The sequence below is a fragment of the Staphylococcus pettenkoferi genome (assembly GCF_002902685.1).
Classification (GTDB): domain Bacteria; phylum Bacillota; class Bacilli; order Staphylococcales; family Staphylococcaceae; genus Staphylococcus; species Staphylococcus pettenkoferi.
The window spans coordinates 1-19,325 of sequence record NZ_PPRN01000070.1 but is presented as its reverse complement, the minus strand read 5'-3'; the positions used below and the strand labels follow the sequence as shown (position 1 = coordinate 19,325).

23 protein-coding genes and 1 riboswitch are annotated in these 19,325 nt (G+C 36.8%); of the genes, 17 read left to right on the top strand and 6 right to left on the bottom strand.

The window, feature by feature from the left end; genetic code table 11:
- Window positions 1-281: 281 nt before the first annotated feature.
- Entirely contained in the window at window positions 282-494 is a 213-nt protein-coding gene (locus tag CD126_RS11175; RefSeq protein WP_049406522.1) for a YozE family protein, read from the top strand.
- A 3-nt stretch (window positions 495-497) separates the two neighbouring features.
- Here the strand turns inward: CD126_RS11175 and CD126_RS11170 are convergent, their stop codons facing one another.
- The 4 genes from CD126_RS11170 to CD126_RS11155 form a co-directional block, all read right to left on the bottom strand.
- Window positions 498-728 (bottom strand): hypothetical protein, encoded by a 231-nt coding sequence (locus tag CD126_RS11170; RefSeq protein ID WP_049406523.1) that lies wholly within the window; start codon window positions 726-728, stop codon window positions 498-500.
- Window positions 729-890: 162 nt separating this feature from the next.
- Window positions 891-1,142, bottom strand: coding sequence for a hypothetical protein (locus CD126_RS11165; RefSeq protein ID WP_002472304.1), 252 nt, complete (start codon window positions 1,140-1,142; stop codon window positions 891-893).
- A gap of 131 nt (window positions 1,143-1,273) precedes the next feature.
- Window positions 1,274-1,789 (bottom strand): GNAT family N-acetyltransferase, encoded by a 516-nt coding sequence (locus CD126_RS11160; RefSeq protein WP_049406525.1) that lies wholly within the window; start codon window positions 1,787-1,789, stop codon window positions 1,274-1,276.
- 502 nt (window positions 1,790-2,291) lie between these two features.
- Window positions 2,292-2,717: an organic hydroperoxide resistance protein gene (locus CD126_RS11155; protein WP_002472288.1), complete on the bottom strand. Its 426-nt coding sequence runs from the start codon at window positions 2,715-2,717 to the stop codon at window positions 2,292-2,294.
- A gap of 274 nt (window positions 2,718-2,991) precedes the next feature.
- On the opposite strand from CD126_RS11155, the gene aroD reads away from it, so the two are divergent.
- Both aroD and CD126_RS11145 read left to right on the top strand, forming a co-directional pair.
- Complete coding sequence (gene aroD, locus CD126_RS11150) at window positions 2,992-3,708, top strand: type I 3-dehydroquinate dehydratase (RefSeq protein ID WP_049406527.1); 717 nt, start codon at window positions 2,992-2,994, stop codon at window positions 3,706-3,708.
- A gap of 66 nt (window positions 3,709-3,774) precedes the next feature.
- Entirely contained in the window at window positions 3,775-4,314 is a 540-nt protein-coding gene (locus CD126_RS11145) for a nitroreductase family protein (protein WP_103370506.1), read from the top strand.
- Between the two features lie 103 nt (window positions 4,315-4,417).
- Here CD126_RS11145 and CD126_RS11140 read toward each other — a convergent pair whose 3' ends face one another.
- Complete coding sequence (locus CD126_RS11140; RefSeq protein WP_049406529.1) at window positions 4,418-4,738, bottom strand: thioredoxin family protein; 321 nt, start codon at window positions 4,736-4,738, stop codon at window positions 4,418-4,420.
- Window positions 4,739-4,883: 145 nt separating this feature from the next.
- Here CD126_RS11140 and CD126_RS11135 point away from each other — a divergent pair, with 145 nt between their 5' ends.
- From CD126_RS11135 to CD126_RS11105, 7 genes are all read left to right on the top strand, one after another.
- The gene (locus tag CD126_RS11135) at window positions 4,884-5,240 is read left to right on the top strand and encodes an arsenate reductase family protein (protein ID WP_002472298.1); all 357 of its coding nucleotides are present in this window, start codon (window positions 4,884-4,886) and stop codon (window positions 5,238-5,240) included.
- Between the two features lie 192 nt (window positions 5,241-5,432).
- The gene (gcvH, locus tag CD126_RS11130; protein ID WP_002472285.1) at window positions 5,433-5,813 is read left to right on the top strand and encodes a glycine cleavage system protein GcvH; all 381 of its coding nucleotides are present in this window, start codon (window positions 5,433-5,435) and stop codon (window positions 5,811-5,813) included.
- Between the two features lie 347 nt (window positions 5,814-6,160).
- On the top strand, window positions 6,161-6,553 hold the full coding sequence (locus CD126_RS11125) for a toprim domain-containing protein (protein ID WP_049406531.1): 393 nt from the start codon (window positions 6,161-6,163) through the stop codon (window positions 6,551-6,553).
- On the top strand, window positions 6,550-6,849 hold the full coding sequence (locus CD126_RS11120; protein ID WP_049406533.1) for a thioredoxin family protein: 300 nt from the start codon (window positions 6,550-6,552) through the stop codon (window positions 6,847-6,849). The genes CD126_RS11125 and CD126_RS11120 overlap by 4 nt, the downstream gene beginning before the upstream one ends.
- A 56-nt stretch (window positions 6,850-6,905) precedes the next feature.
- Window positions 6,906-7,011, top strand: a riboswitch (SAM riboswitch).
- A gap of 287 nt (window positions 7,012-7,298) precedes the next feature.
- On the top strand, window positions 7,299-8,324 hold the full coding sequence (locus tag CD126_RS11115; protein ID WP_002472306.1) for a methionine ABC transporter ATP-binding protein: 1,026 nt from the start codon (window positions 7,299-7,301) through the stop codon (window positions 8,322-8,324).
- Window positions 8,317-9,012, top strand: a complete 696-nt coding sequence (locus CD126_RS11110) for a methionine ABC transporter permease (protein ID WP_049406536.1) — start codon at window positions 8,317-8,319, stop codon at window positions 9,010-9,012. The genes CD126_RS11115 and CD126_RS11110 overlap by 8 nt, the downstream gene beginning before the upstream one ends.
- Before the next feature lie 20 nt (window positions 9,013-9,032).
- Window positions 9,033-9,839 (top strand): MetQ/NlpA family ABC transporter substrate-binding protein, encoded by an 807-nt coding sequence (locus CD126_RS11105; protein WP_103370505.1) that lies wholly within the window; start codon window positions 9,033-9,035, stop codon window positions 9,837-9,839.
- Window positions 9,840-9,938: 99 nt separating this feature from the next.
- Here CD126_RS11105 and CD126_RS11100 read toward each other — a convergent pair whose 3' ends face one another.
- Window positions 9,939-10,394, bottom strand: coding sequence for a DUF1433 domain-containing protein (locus tag CD126_RS11100; RefSeq protein WP_169931281.1), 456 nt, complete (start codon window positions 10,392-10,394; stop codon window positions 9,939-9,941).
- Between the two features lie 520 nt (window positions 10,395-10,914).
- On the opposite strand from CD126_RS11100, the gene CD126_RS11090 reads away from it, so the two are divergent.
- From CD126_RS11090 to CD126_RS12240, 7 genes are all read left to right on the top strand, one after another.
- Complete coding sequence (locus CD126_RS11090; protein WP_049406542.1) at window positions 10,915-11,187, top strand: hypothetical protein; 273 nt, start codon at window positions 10,915-10,917, stop codon at window positions 11,185-11,187.
- 324 nt (window positions 11,188-11,511) lie between these two features.
- Complete coding sequence (gene sufC, locus CD126_RS11085) at window positions 11,512-12,273, top strand: Fe-S cluster assembly ATPase SufC (RefSeq protein ID WP_002471459.1); 762 nt, start codon at window positions 11,512-11,514, stop codon at window positions 12,271-12,273.
- A 69-nt stretch (window positions 12,274-12,342) separates the two neighbouring features.
- Window positions 12,343-13,650 (top strand): Fe-S cluster assembly protein SufD, encoded by a 1,308-nt coding sequence (gene sufD, locus CD126_RS11080; protein WP_049406544.1) that lies wholly within the window; start codon window positions 12,343-12,345, stop codon window positions 13,648-13,650.
- Window positions 13,651-13,801: 151 nt separating this feature from the next.
- Window positions 13,802-15,040 (top strand): cysteine desulfurase, encoded by a 1,239-nt coding sequence (locus CD126_RS11075; protein ID WP_049406546.1) that lies wholly within the window; start codon window positions 13,802-13,804, stop codon window positions 15,038-15,040.
- The gene (gene sufU / locus CD126_RS11070) at window positions 15,030-15,476 is read left to right on the top strand and encodes a Fe-S cluster assembly sulfur transfer protein SufU (RefSeq protein WP_002471460.1); all 447 of its coding nucleotides are present in this window, start codon (window positions 15,030-15,032) and stop codon (window positions 15,474-15,476) included. The genes CD126_RS11075 and sufU overlap by 11 nt, the downstream gene beginning before the upstream one ends.
- Window positions 15,477-15,621: 145 nt before the next feature.
- The gene (gene sufB / locus CD126_RS11065) at window positions 15,622-17,019 is read left to right on the top strand and encodes a Fe-S cluster assembly protein SufB (protein ID WP_049406548.1); all 1,398 of its coding nucleotides are present in this window, start codon (window positions 15,622-15,624) and stop codon (window positions 17,017-17,019) included.
- A gap of 664 nt (window positions 17,020-17,683) precedes the next feature.
- A complete protein-coding gene (locus CD126_RS12240; RefSeq protein ID WP_053092833.1) occupies window positions 17,684-18,988 on the top strand; it encodes a hypothetical protein in 1,305 nt (434 codons plus the stop codon).
- Window positions 18,989-19,325: the final 337 nt, after the last annotated feature.

Below are 19,325 nucleotides of genomic sequence, written 5' to 3'. Positions count from 1 at the left end.
CTTCCTTAATTATGTCAATGCATAGTTAGGGAAGACGTGCTTTTTAAGTTGAATAATAAAATTCTTCATTCACTTTAACTAAATAACTAAAGTAAAACTAAATTTAATGAAATATTCACAAAATTTTAAAGTCTTGACTAATCGCATCATGAATAGGGGTATAGCATTTCTATACTTTCAGCCCGCTGATTCTCGTATAGACAATTTCAGAAACTCTGATATGATAGATGATAAGATAAATATACACTAGTCGATTCTTTATACAAGAAAGGGGCATGAGTATGACATTTTATGAATTTATTTATAGATTTCTGGAAGATGATACCCCGTTAGGTTATATCGCACATCACGTCCACACTGATAGCGAGTTTCCTATTGAAGAAACTTGTGCACATTCACTATTTAACTACTTTAGTGCGAAGTATGTAGAGCGTGATATGTTAGAATATGCCAAGCGTGCGATTAGTATTTATGATGATATTAATTGTGCTTAACAATTACTCGTAATACCAATTCTGTACTTCGAGTGCATGTCGGATATCTTGCGTTTTAAAGTTAATTTCATTATTACGAATTGAAAAAGGTTCGAGTAAATGACGGTTCATCCAAGCATTAATGAGCTCGATAGGTAAACCATCTAAGATCATGTCACGTCTGCTAACGACTAAGCATTCCCAATCGAGAGATACTTTCTCAGGGTTGACGTAACAACATTTTTCTTCTCTCATTCTTAATTTACACTCCTCGGAATTGTGACTTAGTCAATTAGTTATACCCATTGATAAATGTATTAAACAGTGACGGACATTTATGTTGTGAGTATCAATAATTTTCCGACACTTTAATATCGAGAAAGTGCCTATTGTGATAGGTAATTTCTCTTTGAAAAACTAGAAAATGTAACGCCACAAAGGAATAGTAAATAAGAATAGAGCGATTAAAGTGACGATAGCTGCAAAGACATTGATCGCTCTGTCTCCGCGCAGTGCGCTATAAAAGTTAATGGCAAAAATCGCAATTAATATCAATATTGCCATGATAATTTGAAACGGCGTCGTCACGATTTCATCAAAGATTAAAAATGGAAAAACAAGGGCTAATAAGGATAGAAATAAAGAAAAGATTGTGGTCTTGTTCGTCATAATGTTGTCCTCTCTGTGCTCGTATTTCTCATAATCTGCACGTTTAAATATACTCAAATCATAAGGTTTCGCTCGCTTAATTGCAAGGAACGTTATACTTTATAATTTAAGTAAGACTAAATTATATAACATTACTTTTTAATATCACTCACTAGCCAGTGCTCATCGATATAACGTGTACCAAGTTTACGCGCATGTTTTTCGACGCCTAACGTTTCAAAATTATAATTTCGATAGAAGATTTTAGCGCTGATATTATTTGAGGCAATCGAAGTCATCAGAATTTCAATGTCTCTCTCTTGGCAGTATTGAATGATGTACTTCATTAAGTCATCTGCAAGTTCTTGGGATGCGTAGTGATCAATCATTTTTACACACATATTCTGCAAGATAGCTTTATGTCTTAAACCATAGACATGAGAATTGATGAGTGTTGCTACACCTACAAGCTCATCGTCCACGTGTAGGCCAATGACCTTTTCTACTGGGTTATCTTGAGAAAGCAGATGGTCAAGATAGTCGGGAGGGATATGTGATTCGTCGTACAATCCCCACGCATATACGAAATGTTCATTATGTATTGCTTCAGTAACTAAGCGCTGATAGTCAGCCAAATCATTAAGGTTTAGTTCATGAATCGTACTCATTGTTCTCGCCTCACAAGAAATAAATCTAGTGTTAAACTCTATTGTATCTACGTTTAATAATAATTCAACTTATTTAGCGTAGCAATGTTAATTTGTAACATAATCGAAAAAATGTACTTTTAAAATAAGAATCCATTTACTTTAAGATTAACTTATATGACAAAGCAACGTCGACTATTAACACTTGCTGTAATGGTAAAAGACTCTGAATGAGCGGATTAAAACGCAATTAAAGTGTGCTATAATGAGAAAGGTTGCTCACATATTAAAGAGGGGTGCGCGTATAGTGGAAGCACTAATGATGATTATTGTTTCGCTTATACTGCTTGTCCTTATTGCGTTTACAATCTTATGTGTGAGTTTAAGTATTCTTTCTCGGAAAGATGAAGACGAATAAACGGTAAGATTGTGCATCAAGACAACCAGCATAAGATGAGAAAATGAAAAAAGCCCTGTTCTTCCCTTCGAAAGGTGAAGAACAGGGTATTAACGTTCTATGAGATTAGTCTTCTACTGTCACGTTTAAGTTCACGTCGATATTACCGCGTGTTGCTTTAGAATATGGACAGAAGTCATGTGCTTCTTGTAAATATTTTTCAGCGTCTTCTTGTGATAAGACATTCTTAACTTTAGCATCAATGTCTACGCCTAATTTAGGACTTTCAGCATCTGGGTCATCTTCTAAACGTACTGTTAATGTTACTTCCGGTTTCGCATCTCTTACTTTGTTTTGTTTCAAGATTAAATCGAATGCACCATTAAAGCATGAAGCATAACCTGCTGCGAATAATTGTTCAGGATTTGTACCTTTTTCAGCATCTGCTTGATCTGGAGGAATTACCGCTACATCTATTGCTTTATCATCTGTTTGAACGTGTCCGTTACGTCCACCAGTGTTTGTTGCTTTTGTTTCGTATTTAACTGCCATGTTGTATAACCTCCTCAATTGATTATAGTTATCTTCTACCCTGAATGTTCCATCGTTAATCATTGATTGATTCACATAAGTGTTTGAGAAGCCCTCTGTTCGCTCAACTTTTTTAAAATAAGCAAACGTCTAAGTATGGTAAACGCTTCTGTTCGCTCAACTTTTTTAAAATAAGCCAACGTCTAACCGCAGTTGTGCCGACAAGTTTACGCGTTGGTGTACAAACGTAGATACGTTATAATAAGCGTAATTCCAATGATAAGGACGTGGCGTTATGCAAGAGGTTCAAATTGCCGTAACGATAGCACCTGACTATCAACTAGACCGAAAGTTGACTCAACGATTACAACACGAACAGGCTAACTTTGATATTGTTGAGTTACGCGTTGATCAGTGGCCAGAATTCGACGTAGAAGCCTATCAACAAATGTTAAAGATATTGCGTGAGGCAGTGCCGGAGAAGGAAGTGCTTGTGACATATCGCACAACTCAGCAAGGCGGAAAGGGCAACGCATCAGAGACAGAATATGGTCAGATTATCCGTGCCCTCGCCAAGCATCAACCAAACTACATTGATATTGAGTTTGACGAGCATGCTTCTCCAACAGACGTGCAGAAGTTGGTGAATGAGGCACACAAGCATCAAGTGAAAGTCATTATTTCACATCACAACTTTACTGAAACACCGAATCTTGAGACGCTACGCTTCCTGTATTATAAAATGCATCAATGTGGTGGTGATATGCTTAAAATCGCAGTGATGCCTCGAACTCCAGAAGATGTGTTAACGCTTATGTCTGCCATGCATCAAACGAGTGCGACTGTCTCTGAACAAGTGATAGGTATCGCGATGGGCGATTTAGGTAAAGTTTCACGATTAGCTACGGGTGTGTTTGGTGGAAGTATTTCTTACGGTTGTTTAGAAACGCCACAAGCACCTGGCCAAGTTCAGGTCAAAGATTTACGTCGTGCACTGAAAGATTATCGTTAAGTTGAAAATGAAAATATCTTGCACTATAATTGAAAAAGATTATCACTTACGGAAGGGCGATCAATTATGGAACTACAAGAAGCTATTGCAAATAGAAGAAGTAGAAAGAAATTTAAACGTGACATGCATATAGATGACGATGCTTTATATCAAGCGATTGAGCGTGCTACAGACGCACCTAACCATAAGATGAGAGAGCCTTGGAGAGTTGTGCATATTTCGAAAGATCGACTCGGTCAAATGAGTCAAGATATTGGTCAATATGCATTTAAAGGCGACGATGATAAGAAGAAAGATCACTATGATAATGTGACAAACTTAGGTGGTATGCTCGCATTAATCGTTCAGAAAGATCCACGTCAGAAACAGAATTTAGAGAACTATATGGCGTTTGGTGCTTTCGCTCAAAACTTAATGTTATTGCTTCATGAAGCGGGCATTGGTACTTGCTGGAAGTCTCCACAGTACATCTTTATGCCTGAAGTGAGATACACATTAGGTGTGAAAGATAGTGAAGACTTAGTTGGTTTCCTTTATCTTACTGATATGGAAGACAGAGTGTCACACCGTAAACGTCGTATGAAGAACTTAATCACTGAATATTAATCGATATCATAAAATGGCGAGTGAAAGTGGGCGTTACCCCATCTTTTCACTCGCCATTGTTTATATTGTGTCACTTTAGGTAAAGATATATGTGATACACATTTTATTTAAATGTGTCAGCTAAGAAATCTTCAACTTGTTCTGGAGATTTCGCATTCGCTGAATGTAAGTGACTCAACTTCTCGCCGTTCTTGAATACGAGAATACTAGGAATACCCATGACATCGTTAGCAGTAACTACATCTTCTAGTTCGTCACGGTTAACGACGTACCATTCGTAATCGTTGTATTTCTCAACGATAGGGTCAATCCACATATCCATTGCTTTGCAATCTGGGCACCAATCTGCCTCGAATTTCACGATGACAGGATTGTCACTATTAATCGCTTGGTTAAATGCATCTGTAGAATGAATTGCTTTCATGTCTATGCTCTCCTTTTACTTGAAATCGTGATTATATTATAACTGAATCGAGGTTATAAAGAAAAAATTAGGCTTATAAATTAAAGCATTTCTCATTTAAATTTGATATATTGGAATAAAGATTATAAAAATAGGAGGTTCATACATGATTAGATTTTACCAATACTCAAACTGTACAACTTGTAAAAAAGCTGCAAAGTTCTTACAGGATTATGGCGTAAGTTTCGAACCTATTGATATTGTACAACATACACCTACATATTCTGAACTTAAAGAAATTGTGGAATCATCAGATCTAGATGTCAATAAATTCTTTAACACACACGGTGCGAAATACCGTGAACTTAATTTGAAAGATAAATTACAGGACTTGTCTTATGACGAGAAACTCGAACTATTAGCATCAGACGGCATGTTGATTAAACGTCCGCTCGCAGTCATGGACGATAAAGTCACAGTTGGATTTAACGAACAACAATATCAAGATGTATGGGTTAACTAATTGTTAATCTAATAGCGATAATTAAACGATGATTTGAAATCGCTTTCCGAGACGATAACCATGCGTCTCATTACTTAGCTCATGCGATGTCATGCGCTTGGAAATATTCACAAGATTAATAGAAAATCTTGCTTGTGAAGCATCTATATGGCATCATAAATATGTACAATAAAGTTTATAGGAGGGGATCTCGTGGCAGTACCGAGTGAATTAAAGTATTCTAAAGACCATGAATGGGTAAAGGTTGAAGGAAACACAGTTACTATTGGTATTACTGAATATGCACAGAACGAATTAGGAGATATCGTCTTTGTTGAGTTACCAGAAGTCGATGACGAAATCGAAGTAGGCGACACATTTGGTAGTGTTGAATCTGTTAAGACAGTTTCAGAATTATACGCACCAGTTGCTGGTAAAGTAACAGAAACAAATGACGAGTTAGAAGACAGCCCAGAATTCGTTAATGAATCTCCATACGAAAAAGCTTGGATGGTTAAAGTTGAAATCAGCGATGAAAGCCAATTAGACGACTTAATGTCAGCTGACGACTATTCAGAAATGATTGGTGAATAATACGACGAAAGTTGAGTTACGTACATAATTACTTATAAAGTAACTATGTTAAGTTGTTGCGTCTTGAGTTGAACATGAGTGTATTGAAAATTATGTTTTACACATATGATATTGTATCTTTGCTGATGTTCAACGATTTAGAGTGGGCAACAACTCAATGAGTAGATGTGAGAGTAGAATGTCGATTCAAATTCTTGAGAGAATGGTGGATGACGTTCTACTCTTTTTCTATAACTGCCCCACTCGTAATTGTCACGAGCTGTAATGCTGTAATAATGTTTACTTTGCGCAAGATATGTTAAAAACTAAGTAGCGTTTCCCAAACATTGTTAAAGAAGGTGACCGATGTGGCTGTAGTAAACAAAGTAATGATTGTGGAAGGTAAGACGGACAAGCAGCGTGTGCAGGAAGTCATCGATGAACCTCTGCATATTATTTGTACACATGGAACGATGAGCGTAGATAAAGTTGATCAAATTATTGACGACTACGAAGGGCAAACGATTTACGTCTTAGCGGACGCAGATGACGAAGGACGTAAGATTAGAAGTTGGTTTAAACATTATTTAAGTGAAAGTCACCATATATACATTGACCGCCAATATCGTGAAGTTGCGCGTTGTCCGAAAGATTATTTAGCGCGTGTGTTGGAACGTCACGGTTTTGAGGTCAAAGACGAAGATGAAACAATTCAAGAAGAAATAGATCAAATGTTTGAAAGGGTAAGTTTATTAACATGATACAGAAGAAAGAAAAAATTATCGATCCGAAACAAAATGTTCATCAAGATAAACATCTCATATTCGGCTACACACCGACATGTGGTACGTGTAAAGTATCAGAACGAATGCTAGATGTGGCGAATGAGATGGTACAGCTACCGATAACGAAGATTGATTTGAATTTGCATCCAGATTTTGCTCAAGAATTTGAAATTCAATCTGTTCCTGTATTATTGATTATGTCAAAAGATCAAGAACTTAAGCGCATATACGCATTCCAGTCTGTTCCGTACTTGTTAGAAAATTTAAAATAGTAGTTGACGGGGATTGTGAATAGTGGTAGGATTAATACAACTTAATATTGCGATTGCTCTTATCAAGAGTGGTGGAGGGATGTGCCCTACGAAACCCGGCAACCGTCTGTTACAAAAATGGTGCCAATTCACATAAAGCTTATCGGCTTTTGAAGATGAGAGAAGGTAGGATGCTTTCTCTTTTTATCTTATAAGAGAAAGTTTTTTTATTGGTTAACATTCTACACTCCTTTGAGTTGTTGAAGATGAGTAGTCATTGAGATGGCAGATAATGCGTTTAATAAATAACACAATATTTTTAATAATTTGAAATATACAACTTATTTATAAGTGGCAGGCTCGAACGAACTCATTTTACTAACTGAAAGAAGTAGTCCATTGAAACAACGATGATAACTAGCAACGCAACATTAATCTACATCATTAAGAATATTAGAGGAGGGACTACAGTGATTGAAATTAAACAGCTCGTGAAGCGGTATAAGACTAAGAAACACGATGTGACGGCAGTCGATCACGTTGATTTGACGATTCCATCCGGTACGATCTTTGGTGTCATTGGTTTCTCAGGTGCAGGTAAAAGTACGCTCGTGCGCTTACTCAATTACTTAGAGACACCTACATCAGGTGACGTGATTATCGACGGAGATAATATGGGGCAGCTTTCAAAGACAATGTTACGACGTAAACGTCAAGATGTCAGCATGGTCTTCCAACATTTCAACTTATTATGGTCACGTACGGTAATAGAGAATATTATGTTTCCTCTTGAAATAGCAGGAATGGGTAAAGTACAAGCCCGTCATCATGCACGTGAGCTTGTCGAACTTGTAGGATTGGAAGGCAGAGGTAACGCCTATCCATCAGAGCTATCAGGAGGACAGAAACAGCGTGTAGGGATTGCTCGTGCGTTAGCTAATGAGCCGTCAGTACTGTTGTGTGACGAAGCGACGAGTGCGCTTGATCCGCAAACGACAGATGAAATTCTTGATTTACTGTTAGAAATCAAGAAGAAGAGAAATTTGACTATCGTGATTATCACACACGAGATGCAGGTCATTCGTCGTGTTTGTGATGAGGTGGCTGTAATGGAAAATGGTAAAGTCATCGAACAAGGTAAAGTCACTGAAGTCTTTGAGAATCCGCAACATGCAGTCACACGCAGATTTGTAAAGGACGACTTAAGTGATGAAATCGATGAATCCGTGGATCGATATATACATATTGCTCCGGATGATTACGTCGTTCGATTAAACTTTACAGGTGATAATACGACAGAACCTATCGTGTCATATATTACACGCACATTGGATATTGATATCAATATTCTTGAAGGTAGCGTGAAACAGACGAAATCAGGTGCGCTTGGTTATCTCGTGTTACACCTTACAGAAGTTTCAGACGCTCAGTTTGAACAATTTAAAGATGGCTTGAGTCGACAACATGTAGCAGTGGAGGTGATTCGACATGGGTAAGTCACTTAATGAAATTCTCCACGAGATGATTACGATGCCAAATGTCGACTGGTCTGAAGTTTGGGTCGCAACCTATGAAACACTTTATATGACGATCGTTTCAACCATTTTTGCCTTTATTCTCGGCTTGATACTTGGGGTGTTGCTCTTTATTTCAGCTAGAAGCAAATCACCATTGGCGCGTGTATTTTATAGTGTGATCTCGTTTATTGTTAACTTGTTCCGAGCGATACCGTTTATCATACTTATTCTGATCTTGATACCATTTACAAGTTTGGTATTAGGGACAATTAGTGGGCCAACAGGTGCATTGCCTGCGCTAATTATAGGAGCAGCGCCATTCTATGCACGACTTGTCGAGATTGCTTTTAAAGAGATCGATAAAGGGGTTATCGAAGCAGCTTGGTCCATGGGTGCGAGCACGACGACGGTTATACGTAAAGTGCTCTTACCTGAAGCGATGCCAGCCTTAGTATCTGGTATCACGGTGACGGCGATTGCACTCGTCGGTTCGACAGCGATTGCTGGTGTGATCGGTGCTGGTGGTTTAGGTAACTTAGCTTATCTCACAGGTTTCACGCGAAATCAGAACGATGTCATTCTCGTTTCAACAGTATTTATTTTAATCATAGTATTTATCATTCAATATATCGGTGACTTTTTCACTAACAGAATTGATAAAAGATAATATAAAAAGGGGAAATCAACATGAAAAAACTATTAACATTTACATTGATTGCAGTATTAATGCTTGCACTTGCTGCGTGTGGAAAGTCAGATGACAAGACGATTACAGTAGGAGCATCTCCTGCGCCACATGCTGAGATTCTTAAAAAAGCGCAACCTATTTTAGAGAAAAAGGGCTATAAACTCAAAGTTAAAGAAATTAATGACTATACAATGCCGAATAAGTTATTGGATAAGGGCGAAATTGATGCGAACTTCTTCCAACACACGCCATATTTAAATAAAGAAAGTAAAGATAAAGGCTATAAAATCGAATCAGCAGGTAACGTTCACTTAGAACCAATGGCTGTGTACTCTAAAAAGTATAAAAGCTTAAAAGAGTTACCAAAAGGTGCCACAATCTACGTTTCAAACAACCCAGCGGAACAAGGTCGATTCTTGAAATTCTTCGTTGACGAAGGACTGATTAAATTGAAAGACGGCGTTAAAATTCAAGATGCAACTTTCAAAGATATCACTGAGAACAAGAAAGATTTGAAATTTAATCATCAACAAGCAGCAGAATATCTTCCAAAAATTTATCAAAATCAAGATGCTGATGCAGTTATCATCAACTCTAACTTTGCGATTGACCAAAAGTTAAGTCCGAAAAAAGATTCAATTGCTTTAGAAAAAGCAGAAGATAATCCTTACGCTAACTTAATTGCGGTTCAAAAAGGCCACAAAGACGATAAGAAAGTGAAAGAACTCGTGAAAGCTCTTCAATCTAAAGAAGTCAAAGATTATATTAATAAGAAATACGATGGTGCTGTTGTACCAGCAGAATAATTAAATGACATAAAGACGCTCCACATCTATCGCAGGTGTGGAGCGTTTTGAATAGGGGGAGTGAATCGGGAGGCGACGTTCATCTAGTTTTTCAAAAAGTCATTTAGTTAATTCTTTAAGTGATTCAAATCCCCAGAAGATAGGTGGATCAGCTTCATAATTTTCTTTATTCAAGTGTTTACATTTAATGATTTCATTTGGTTTTAATTCGTTCTTAGGATCATCGTAATAAAATAATCTTTCTAGATAATGATCATAGCTAATATCGCCATTAAATTGATGATAATCAGATGCTGAAATTAACGCACTAAAATCATATCGTTTATCGTTATTAACGTATCCGTCGATGAAATAACCTCCCATTGGATTTTTTTCAATCTTTGTTATCTGCATTGATTTGTAATTTTTAAGATTATGCTTAAAATACAAACCTATCCGTTTTTCCTGTGTTTGAATGAAATGCTCTTTTTTCTTTTTGTGCAAAATATAGCCTGTGATTAAAAGGGTGGCGATAACAACTAATGATATGTATAGGAAAAGTTTTCTTTTTGACATTAACAATACCTCGTTTCGCAAAAATATTAGGTATCATAGAATATGAGTAGATAGTATTGCGATATAAATATCAGAAGAGATGTATCTCAAATCTGGAATAGGTGACAATATTAAGATACTCTAATTTAATCTGTATTTTTATATTATAATCAATTACGCTAATTTAAAAGTTTACTAGAAAAGGAGGGGAAATAAAACTTGGAGTGCAAAACTTTAAAGACAATATTTCATATGTCTGGAAAAGAAAACATGAAAAAGGAGTACCAAATGCGATTACATAGTTATTCAACGTATACTACTCATGTTGAAATACAACCTATTCAAGATGGTAGGCAGCTTACTCAAGTGAACTATACTTTATTCTGCGACGTTAACCGTTTATTGTCAGATAAACTAAATCAATTTTATGGGCTGTTTAAAAATATAAGTAAACTTGCCATGGATACATCAGATTTCACTAATAAAGCATTTATTAATTGAAGAACTACAAAGTACTAACGAAATTGAGAACGTAGAAAGTATGAAGAATGAAATCGCTGATGCACTTAACGGTGAACGCAATAGATTTAAAAGTTTAGTTAACCAATATTTATCAATGCAAGAACAACAATTGGAGTTAGCACATGTTAGCGATATTAGAAAAATATTCGATAGTTTAGTTTCTGATGAAATAAAGAAAGATGATATCCCTGATGGTCATATGTTTAGAAATAAAGGTATAGGTGTGTTTAATCAAGGTAAGGGAAAATGGACACATCGTAATGAATATAAAGAACCAGAAATTTATGAATAACTTATTCTGTATAGAAAGCTTTATGAATTAGAAAGCATGGTAAAAGGAATTTCTTAAACACATCAATCCCTCTCCCTCCACAAAATTCCTCCACGCCATTGAGAACACCAACAATAGTTTTATCAGTTGTCAACTTTTCGCCACTTCTATTTTAAAATCCTATCTTTTTAATAATAATTTTAAATTAAGGCGCCGAATGGTTTATATTGCTTTGGAACTGCGTTATAATAAATGGGTGAAACAGAGGCTTAGTATTTTGACGACAGATTAAAATTATTATAAACTAGTCAAGAAATCAGATTATATATTACGGAGGGAATATGTATGCCATCAACATTAGAAATTAAAGACCTACATGTGTCTATTGAGGATAAAGAGATTTTAAAAGGTGTCAATTTAACAATTAATGCTGGCGAAATTCATGCGGTAATGGGACCTAACGGTACAGGTAAATCTACGCTTTCTTCAGCAATTATGGGTCACCCAACGTACGAAGTGACTCAAGGTGAAGTATTATTAGATGGCGTGAATGTATTAGAACTTGATGTAGATGAACGTGCGAAAGCTGGTTTATTCTTAGCTATGCAATATCCATCAGAAATCACTGGTGTGACTAACGCAGACTTCATGAGATCAGCAATCAATGCGAAACGTGAAGAAGGCGACGAAATCAACTTGATGCAATTCATCAAGAAATTAGATAAAGAAATGGAATTCTTAGATATCGATCCTAATATGGCGCAACGTTACCTTAACGAAGGTTTCTCTGGCGGTGAGAAGAAACGTAACGAAATTCTTCAACTTATGATGTTACAACCTAAGTTCGCTATCCTTGACGAAATCGACTCAGGTTTAGATATCGACGCATTGAAAGTTGTATCTAAAGGTATCAACGAAATGCGCGGTGACGAATTTGGTTCACTTATCATCACTCACTATCAACGTCTATTAAACTACATTACACCAGACCAAGTACACGTAATGTATGGCGGTAAGATTGTTAAGACTGGTGGACCTGAACTTGCTAAACGTCTTGAAGACGAAGGTTACGAATGGGTTAAAGAAGAGTTTGGTGCTGCAGAATAAGACTCAATTCAAGTCTATTGTTTAAGAGAGATGACAAACTGAATATCATCAAATGGGAGGAAATAAAGTATGACGACTGAAACTTTAAACATTTCTGAAGCGCAACTTGTTGAATATTCACAAGCCCATAATGAACCTTCATGGCTTACAGATTTACGTAAAGAGGCGTTGAAATTAACAGAAACTTTAGAAATGCCAAGACCAGACAAGACTAAGATTAAGAGATGGGACTTTGACTCTTTCCAACAACTTGAAACAACAGGTGGCGCTTACGAAACTTTAGAAGAGTTTCCTGATTCTATTAAACGTATTATCGACGTAGATCGCTCTGAGAACCTTGTGATTCAGCACAATAACTCAACAGCGTTCACACGTCTTTCAGAATCAGCTAAGAACGATGGCGTAATTGTGGAAGGTTTAGCAGAAGCGCTCGTTAACCATCCTGATTTAGTTAAAAAGTATTTAATGACTGAAGCAGTAAATGTCGATGAACACCGTCTCACTGCTTTACACACAGCATTAATCAATGGCGGATTATTCGTATATGTACCTAAAAACGTAGTAGTAGAACATCCTATTCAATACGTGGTACTTCATGACGATGAAAAAGCAAGCTTTTTCAACCATGTCATCATCGCTACAGAAGAAAGCGCTGAAGTGACTTACGTTGAGAACTATTTATCAAACTCAGAAGGTAATAACAACCAAGTCAACATTATTTCTGAAGTGATTGCTGGCGCTAATTCAAATATCACTTACGGTTCAGTAGACTACTTAGATGAAGGCTTTACAAGTCATATCATCCGTCGTGGTCACGCTGATGCAGATGCGTCAATCAACTGGGCACTTGGTTTAATGAACAATGGTAGTCAAATCATCGATAACACTACAAACTTAATCGGTGATCGTTCAACTAGTGAATTGAAATCAGTAGTTGTCGGCACAGGTAGTCAAAAAGTGAACTTAACATCTAAGATTGTTCAATACGGTCAAGAAACAGACGGTTACATTTTAAAACACGGTGTTATGCGCGAGAATGCATCTACTGTATTTAACGGTGTAGGCCACATCAAACATGGTGGTACGAAATCTATCGCGAACCAAGAATCACGTGTCTTAATGCTTTCTGAAAAAGCACGTGGTGACGCGAACCCAATCTTACTCATCGACGAAGATGATGTAGAAGCAGGTCACGCAGCGTCAGTAGGTCGTGTAGACCCTGAACAATTGTACTACTTGATGAGTCGTGGTATTTCACGTCACGAGGCAGAACGTCTCGTTATTCATGGTTTCTTAGATCCAGTTGTACGTGAATTACCAATTGAAGACGTTAAACGTCAACTTCGTGAAGTAATTGAACTTAAAGTCAATAAGTAAACGTTGAACTGAGTGAAACTGAGCGACTACAAGTCAAGACGACAGTCGTCAGGACATGTCGCTGAGTTCTCACTTTGAAGTTCACTCTTAGATTCGGTGATGTGAGCGTTAGTTCAATGAATGATTCTATGAAGAAAGGTCTGTGAATAGAATGGCCGAAACATTAAATGTGAACGAAATTATTAAAGACTTTCCGATATTAAATCAACAAGTGAACGGCAAACGTTTAGCATATTTAGATACAAGTGCGACAAGTCAAACGCCATCACAAGTCATCGATGTCATTTCTGATTACTACCAACGTTATAACTCCAATGTGCATCGTGGTGTGCATACTTTAGGCGCACTTGCGACAGATGGTTATGAGAATGCGCGTGAAACGGTAAGACGTTTTATCCATGCACAATACTTCGAAGAAATCGTCTTCACACGTGGTACGACTGCAGCAATTAACTTAGTGGCGCGTAGCTACGGTGATGCGAATGTCGAGGAAGGTGACGAAATTGTAGTCACTGAAATGGAACACCATGCGAATATCGTTCCTTGGCAAGAGCTTGCTAAGCGTAAGAATGCACAGTTGAAATTCATTCCGATGACGCCAGAAGGTGAAGTTAAGATTGAGGATGTCGAAGATACGATTACTGATCGTACGAAGATCGTAGCTATTACGCACGTTTCTAACGTGTTGGGTACGATTAACGACGTGAAAGCCATCGCTGAAATTGCACATGCACATGATGCAGTGATCAGCGTGGACGGTGCGCAATCTACACCTCATATGGACATCGACGTCCAAGACTTAGATGTTGATTTCTTCAGCTTCAGTGGTCACAAGATGCTCGGTCCTACAGGTATCGGTGTCTTATATGGTAAAAGAGACTTGTTACTCGATATGGAACCGATTGAATATGGTGGCGACATGATTGACTTCGTAAGTAAATATGATGCGTCATGGGCAGATCTACCAACGAAATTCGAAGCAGGTACACCACTTATTGCTGAAGCAATTGGCTTAGCTGAAGCTGTTCGTTATCTTGAAAAGCTTGGCTTTGACGGAATTCAAGCACATGAGAAAGAATTAACAGAGTATGCATACGATCAAATGAATGCGATTGAAGGTCTTGAAATCTATGGACCTCCGAAAGAACGACGTGCAGGCGTGATTACTTTTAACTTTACAGACATCCACCCTCATGACGTAGCTACAGCAGTAGATACTGAAGGTGTAGCAGTACGTGCCGGACACCATTGTGCTCAACCGTTGATGAAATGGTTAGGTCAATCTTCAACTGCACGTGCAAGCTTCTACGTTTATAATACGAAAGAAGATGTCGATCAACTTGTGCACGCATTGAAGCAAACGAAGGAGTTTTTCTCATATGAATTTTAACAATTTAGATCAGTTATATCGTTCAGTTATCATGGATCACTACAAGAACCCGCGTAACAAAGGGACTGTAGAAGATGGCTCTATGACTGTAGATATGAATAACCCAACTTGTGGGGATCGCATCCATCTCACATTCGATATTGAAGATGGCGTGATTAAAGATGCTAAATTTGATGGCGAGGGTTGCTCAATCTCAATGTCTAGTGCTTCAATGATGACTGAGGCTGTCAAAGGTCAATCTCTCGCAGATGCAATGCGTATGAGTCAAGAGTTTACTAAAATGATGCTCGGTGAAGATTACGAAATCACTGAAGAGATGGGAGACATCGAGGCATTACAAGGTGTTTCTCAGTTCCCAGCACGAATCAAATGTGCCACTCTTGCATGGAAAGCACTTGAAAAGGGAACAGTAGAAAAAGAAGGTAAAACAGAATAAATTTAGCGGTCTACAGCCGTTGACAATGTGTAATATTCCATTCACACTAGGAAGTAACAACAAGATTAAAGTATAGATGCACCGCATCTCGATATAGATCTCGCAAGGTAAATGTCGTGGATACAATATAAAAGGAGTGATTATCATGGCTAAGAAAGCACCTGATGTTGGCGAATACCAATATGGTTTCCATGAGAAAGACGTTTCTATCTTTAGATCAGAACGTGGTCTAACTGAAAATGTCGTTAAAGAAATTTCAAATATGAAAAAAGAACCTGAATGGATGCTTAACTTCCGACTTAAAGCATTGAAACAGTTCTACAAGATGCCAATGCCACAATGGGGTGGCGATTTATCAGAACTTGATTTCGATGACATTACGTACTACGTTAAACCATCAGAACGTACACAACGTTCATGGGACGAGGTACCAGCTGAAATCAAACGTACATTTGATAAATTAGGTATCCCTGAAGCAGAACAGAAATATTTAGCAGGTGTATCTGCACAATATGAATCAGAAGTTGTTTACCACAACATGGAGAAAGAACTAGAAGAGAAAGGTATCATCTTCAAAGATACAGATACTGCGCTTAAAGAACACGAAGATTTATTCAAAGAATACTTCGCATCAGTAGTGCCAGCTGCTGACAACAAATTCGCAGCATTAAACTCAGCAGTATGGTCAGGTGGCTCATTTATTTACGTTCCTAAAAACGTGAAATTAGACACACCATTACAAGCGTACTTCCGTATTAACTCTGAGAACATGGGTCAATTCGAACGTACATTGATCATTGCTGATGAAGGCGCTTCAGTAAACTACGTTGAAGGTTGTACAGCTCCAGTTTACACTACAAGCTCACTACACTCAGCAGTAGTTGAAATCATCGTACACAAAGATGCACACGTACGTTATACTACAATCCAAAACTGGGCTAACAACGTTTATAACTTAGTAACTAAACGTACAATGGTTCACGAGAACGGTAACATGGAATGGGTAGACGGTAACTTAGGTTCTAAGTTAACAATGAAATATCCTAACTGTGTGCTTAACGGTCGTGGTGCCAAAGGTAGTACATTGTCTATCGCCTTTGCAGGTAAAGGACAAGTACAAGACGCAGGTGCGAAGATGATTCACAAAGCACCAGATACGTCTTCAACTATCGTTTCTAAATCTATTTCTAAAAATGGTGGTAAAGTTATCTATCGCGGTATCGTTCACTTCGGACGTAAAGCGAAAGGTGCACGTTCAAACATCGAATGTGACACATTAATCCTAGATAACGAGTCTACTTCAGATACTATCCCTTACAATGAAGTGTTCAACGACAACATCTCATTAGAACACGAAGCGAAAGTATCTAAAGTATCAGAAGAACAATTATTCTACTTGATGAGCCGCGGTATTTCAGAAGAAGAAGCTACTGAAATGATCGTAATGGGCTTCATCGAACCATTCACTAAAGAACTTCCAATGGAATATGCGGTTGAAATGAACCGTCTTATCAAATTCGAAATGGAAGGCTCAATTGGTTAATCCAACTTCATATAATGATGAATGCGAACCCTGGTGTCCTAGAGGCATCAGGGTTTTTGTTGTTTTTATTTATTAGAAGAAGAGGTCATATCAAGTATGCATAAACGTTTACTATTGACTATATAATAAATGTTAAAAGTATACTCATTTAAAGTGATCAGAGGTAGGCCATTACAAACCACTTGATACAAAAAAAGCTGAAATCACCATTAACAATTAAGATAATGATGATTCCAGCATTAATAAGACAACTTAGAATTTGGCATCTAGGTTATCTAACGACCAAAAAAGATAACCAAGAAAAGTAGTATCTGGAGCCTAAGGACTCCTCTCTACACTTAAACTATATATAAATTAAAGGAGATAAGCAACTATGACTTTTAAAATGTATATCTCGTTATTCATATTAAGTTTACCGTTATTAATCATGATAGCTCGAAAAATACATCTAAACTACCTTCTTAAAAAGAATAGTGAAAAGTAATTTGTAGGCAAGAGGCTGGGTACTAAGAGCATCAGGGTTTTCGTTGTTTTGAGGTAGAAAAGGAAATAATTTAATGAATGAAAGGGCAGTAGAATTGGTAGTCAATTGGACATATAGTGTCTCTCTAGAAAAGTATAATTTAAGCATCAAGTTAAACTTTAATATGAAGGAGACGCTTTTATGAAAAAGAGATATTTAATTAGTGCATTACTAGGAAGTACTTTGCTACTAGGTGCATGTAACCAAGGCGATGATGATTCTAAACATCATAAGGATAAAAAGGAAACATCACATAAAACAGAAGATAAGAAATCTCATAAAGATAATGGTTCAACATCTAAAAATCATTCATCGAAATCTAAGGATGACAATTCAAAATCTCATATTTCAAAACATCAAGAACAGAAATTTGATAAAAAACAACATATTGCGATGGCGTTGTTTGAACCAGGAGCAGATAAGTATTCTATTACAGCGAAAGAATTGTTAGATGGGGAGTATGACGCTCCTCAAATTGGTAACAGTGATAACACGAAGTCTGTTTCTAATCTCACTTTAACAAAAGATTCTAGCTCTGTTACTAATACTCCTGACAACGTTACGTTTTATAAAACTAACCCATCTAAGCCTGATAGTGTTTCACTTATTGGTGTGAGTGACAAAGAAATTATTCTTTTTGGTTCTCAAAGTAAGGTTACTTACGATGAAGCTAAACAACAAGGTAAAGTACTACATATAAAAAATTTAGAGGCAAAATATAATGAAAAGAAAAATATAGATAAAGTAGCGAAGAAGATTAATATAGCCGATAATAATCAACAACAAACTGAAGATACTAATAATACTCAAACCCCTGAATTTTATGCGCAAGTTTGGATGAGTGTTATTAAGAATTCAAATGTATCAGGACTTTCTCATAAAGATGTTTCTGAAGAGCCTTTAAATCCATATAATAAAAATGCTACTGCTAAGTTTCCTGATGGTATGCAATTTTTATCTGCTGATGTAACTGCGGCGGGACAAGTGTATTACACAAATAACAATGATGGTACTATTACCGTGTACTCCGTTCCTAGTCATTTCCAAGATAAACGTTGGATGGAGGATGATTATAGTAAAAGTGAATCGGAACGCATTTTAAATAATGGTAAAGTATATAAATTAGTTAGCTCATCTGATCCAGATGTAAAGGTTTTAGCTAAACAATTTGACGAAGATGATGAGGCTGATTCTGGTTCACAAACATCTTCATCAAGCAGTAAGGGAGAAAGTAAAGTAACCCGTGATAATGTAATTGATAAAGTAGAAGATTATGAAGGACATAAACTCAATATAGATAAATATACTTATAAAGAACCTGAGAAAACTGAAGATGGTAGTTGGGGCTTCTCTTATACTGATAAAGCTGGCACCTTACGTGGGTCATATAAAGTAGATGGAAATGGTGATGTTACTAAATATGATGAGAAAGGAAACGAAATATAAATCTAAATGAAAAGAGTTTTTGATTAACCAAGTGAGCAATTATCGCTTACTTGGTTTTTTTAATGGTTTGAAATGATTATTGATTATAATTTAATAAGTCCGAAATAAATTTTATTCTAATAGCAACAGAGGAAAGAAGAGAAATTGTTATTATTACTATAGTCAGTTGGATTATCACTTCTCTCATACTAGTAGGCATAGGAACCTTGATTGCAAAGTTTAAAAATAAGAAATAAATTTCCACATTTTTTAACAATGGATAGCAATTTAAAGTTTTTGTATAAATTATATAGACAAGGGTTACTCTCTGCGTGTAAGATATAGAAAAGTATAGTTT

Bases quoted from the DNA above. Each gene is read 5' to 3' on its own strand.
- CD126_RS11175 (WP_049406522.1), top strand. From the start codon at position 282: ATGACATTTTATGAATTTATTTATAGATTTCTGGAAGATGATACCCCG.
- CD126_RS11170 (WP_049406523.1), bottom strand. From the start codon at position 728: ATGAGAGAAGAAAAATGTTGTTACGTCAACCCTGAGAAAGTATCTCTC.
- CD126_RS11165 (WP_002472304.1), bottom strand. From the start codon at position 1,142: ATGACGAACAAGACCACAATCTTTTCTTTATTTCTATCCTTATTAGCC.
- CD126_RS11160 (WP_049406525.1), bottom strand. From the start codon at position 1,789: ATGAGTACGATTCATGAACTAAACCTTAATGATTTGGCTGACTATCAG.
- CD126_RS11155 (WP_002472288.1), bottom strand. From the start codon at position 2,717: ATGGCAGTTAAATACGAAACAAAAGCAACAAACACTGGTGGACGTAAC.
- aroD (WP_049406527.1), top strand. From the start codon at position 2,992: ATGCAAGAGGTTCAAATTGCCGTAACGATAGCACCTGACTATCAACTA.
- CD126_RS11145 (WP_103370506.1), top strand. From the start codon at position 3,775: ATGGAACTACAAGAAGCTATTGCAAATAGAAGAAGTAGAAAGAAATTT.
- CD126_RS11140 (WP_049406529.1), bottom strand. From the start codon at position 4,738: ATGAAAGCAATTCATTCTACAGATGCATTTAACCAAGCGATTAATAGT.
- CD126_RS11135 (WP_002472298.1), top strand. From the start codon at position 4,884: ATGATTAGATTTTACCAATACTCAAACTGTACAACTTGTAAAAAAGCT.
- CD126_RS11120 (WP_049406533.1), top strand. From the start codon at position 6,550: ATGATACAGAAGAAAGAAAAAATTATCGATCCGAAACAAAATGTTCAT.
- CD126_RS11110 (WP_049406536.1), top strand. From the start codon at position 8,317: ATGGGTAAGTCACTTAATGAAATTCTCCACGAGATGATTACGATGCCA.
- CD126_RS11105 (WP_103370505.1), top strand. From the start codon at position 9,033: ATGAAAAAACTATTAACATTTACATTGATTGCAGTATTAATGCTTGCA.
- CD126_RS11100 (WP_169931281.1), bottom strand. From the start codon at position 10,394: ATGTCAAAAAGAAAACTTTTCCTATACATATCATTAGTTGTTATCGCC.
- CD126_RS11090 (WP_049406542.1), top strand. From the start codon at position 10,915: ATGAAGAATGAAATCGCTGATGCACTTAACGGTGAACGCAATAGATTT.
- sufC (WP_002471459.1), top strand. From the start codon at position 11,512: ATGCCATCAACATTAGAAATTAAAGACCTACATGTGTCTATTGAGGAT.
- sufD (WP_049406544.1), top strand. From the start codon at position 12,343: ATGACGACTGAAACTTTAAACATTTCTGAAGCGCAACTTGTTGAATAT.
- CD126_RS11075 (WP_049406546.1), top strand. From the start codon at position 13,802: ATGGCCGAAACATTAAATGTGAACGAAATTATTAAAGACTTTCCGATA.
- sufU (WP_002471460.1), top strand. From the start codon at position 15,030: ATGAATTTTAACAATTTAGATCAGTTATATCGTTCAGTTATCATGGAT.
- sufB (WP_049406548.1), top strand. From the start codon at position 15,622: ATGGCTAAGAAAGCACCTGATGTTGGCGAATACCAATATGGTTTCCAT.
- CD126_RS12240 (WP_053092833.1), top strand. From the start codon at position 17,684: ATGAAAAAGAGATATTTAATTAGTGCATTACTAGGAAGTACTTTGCTA.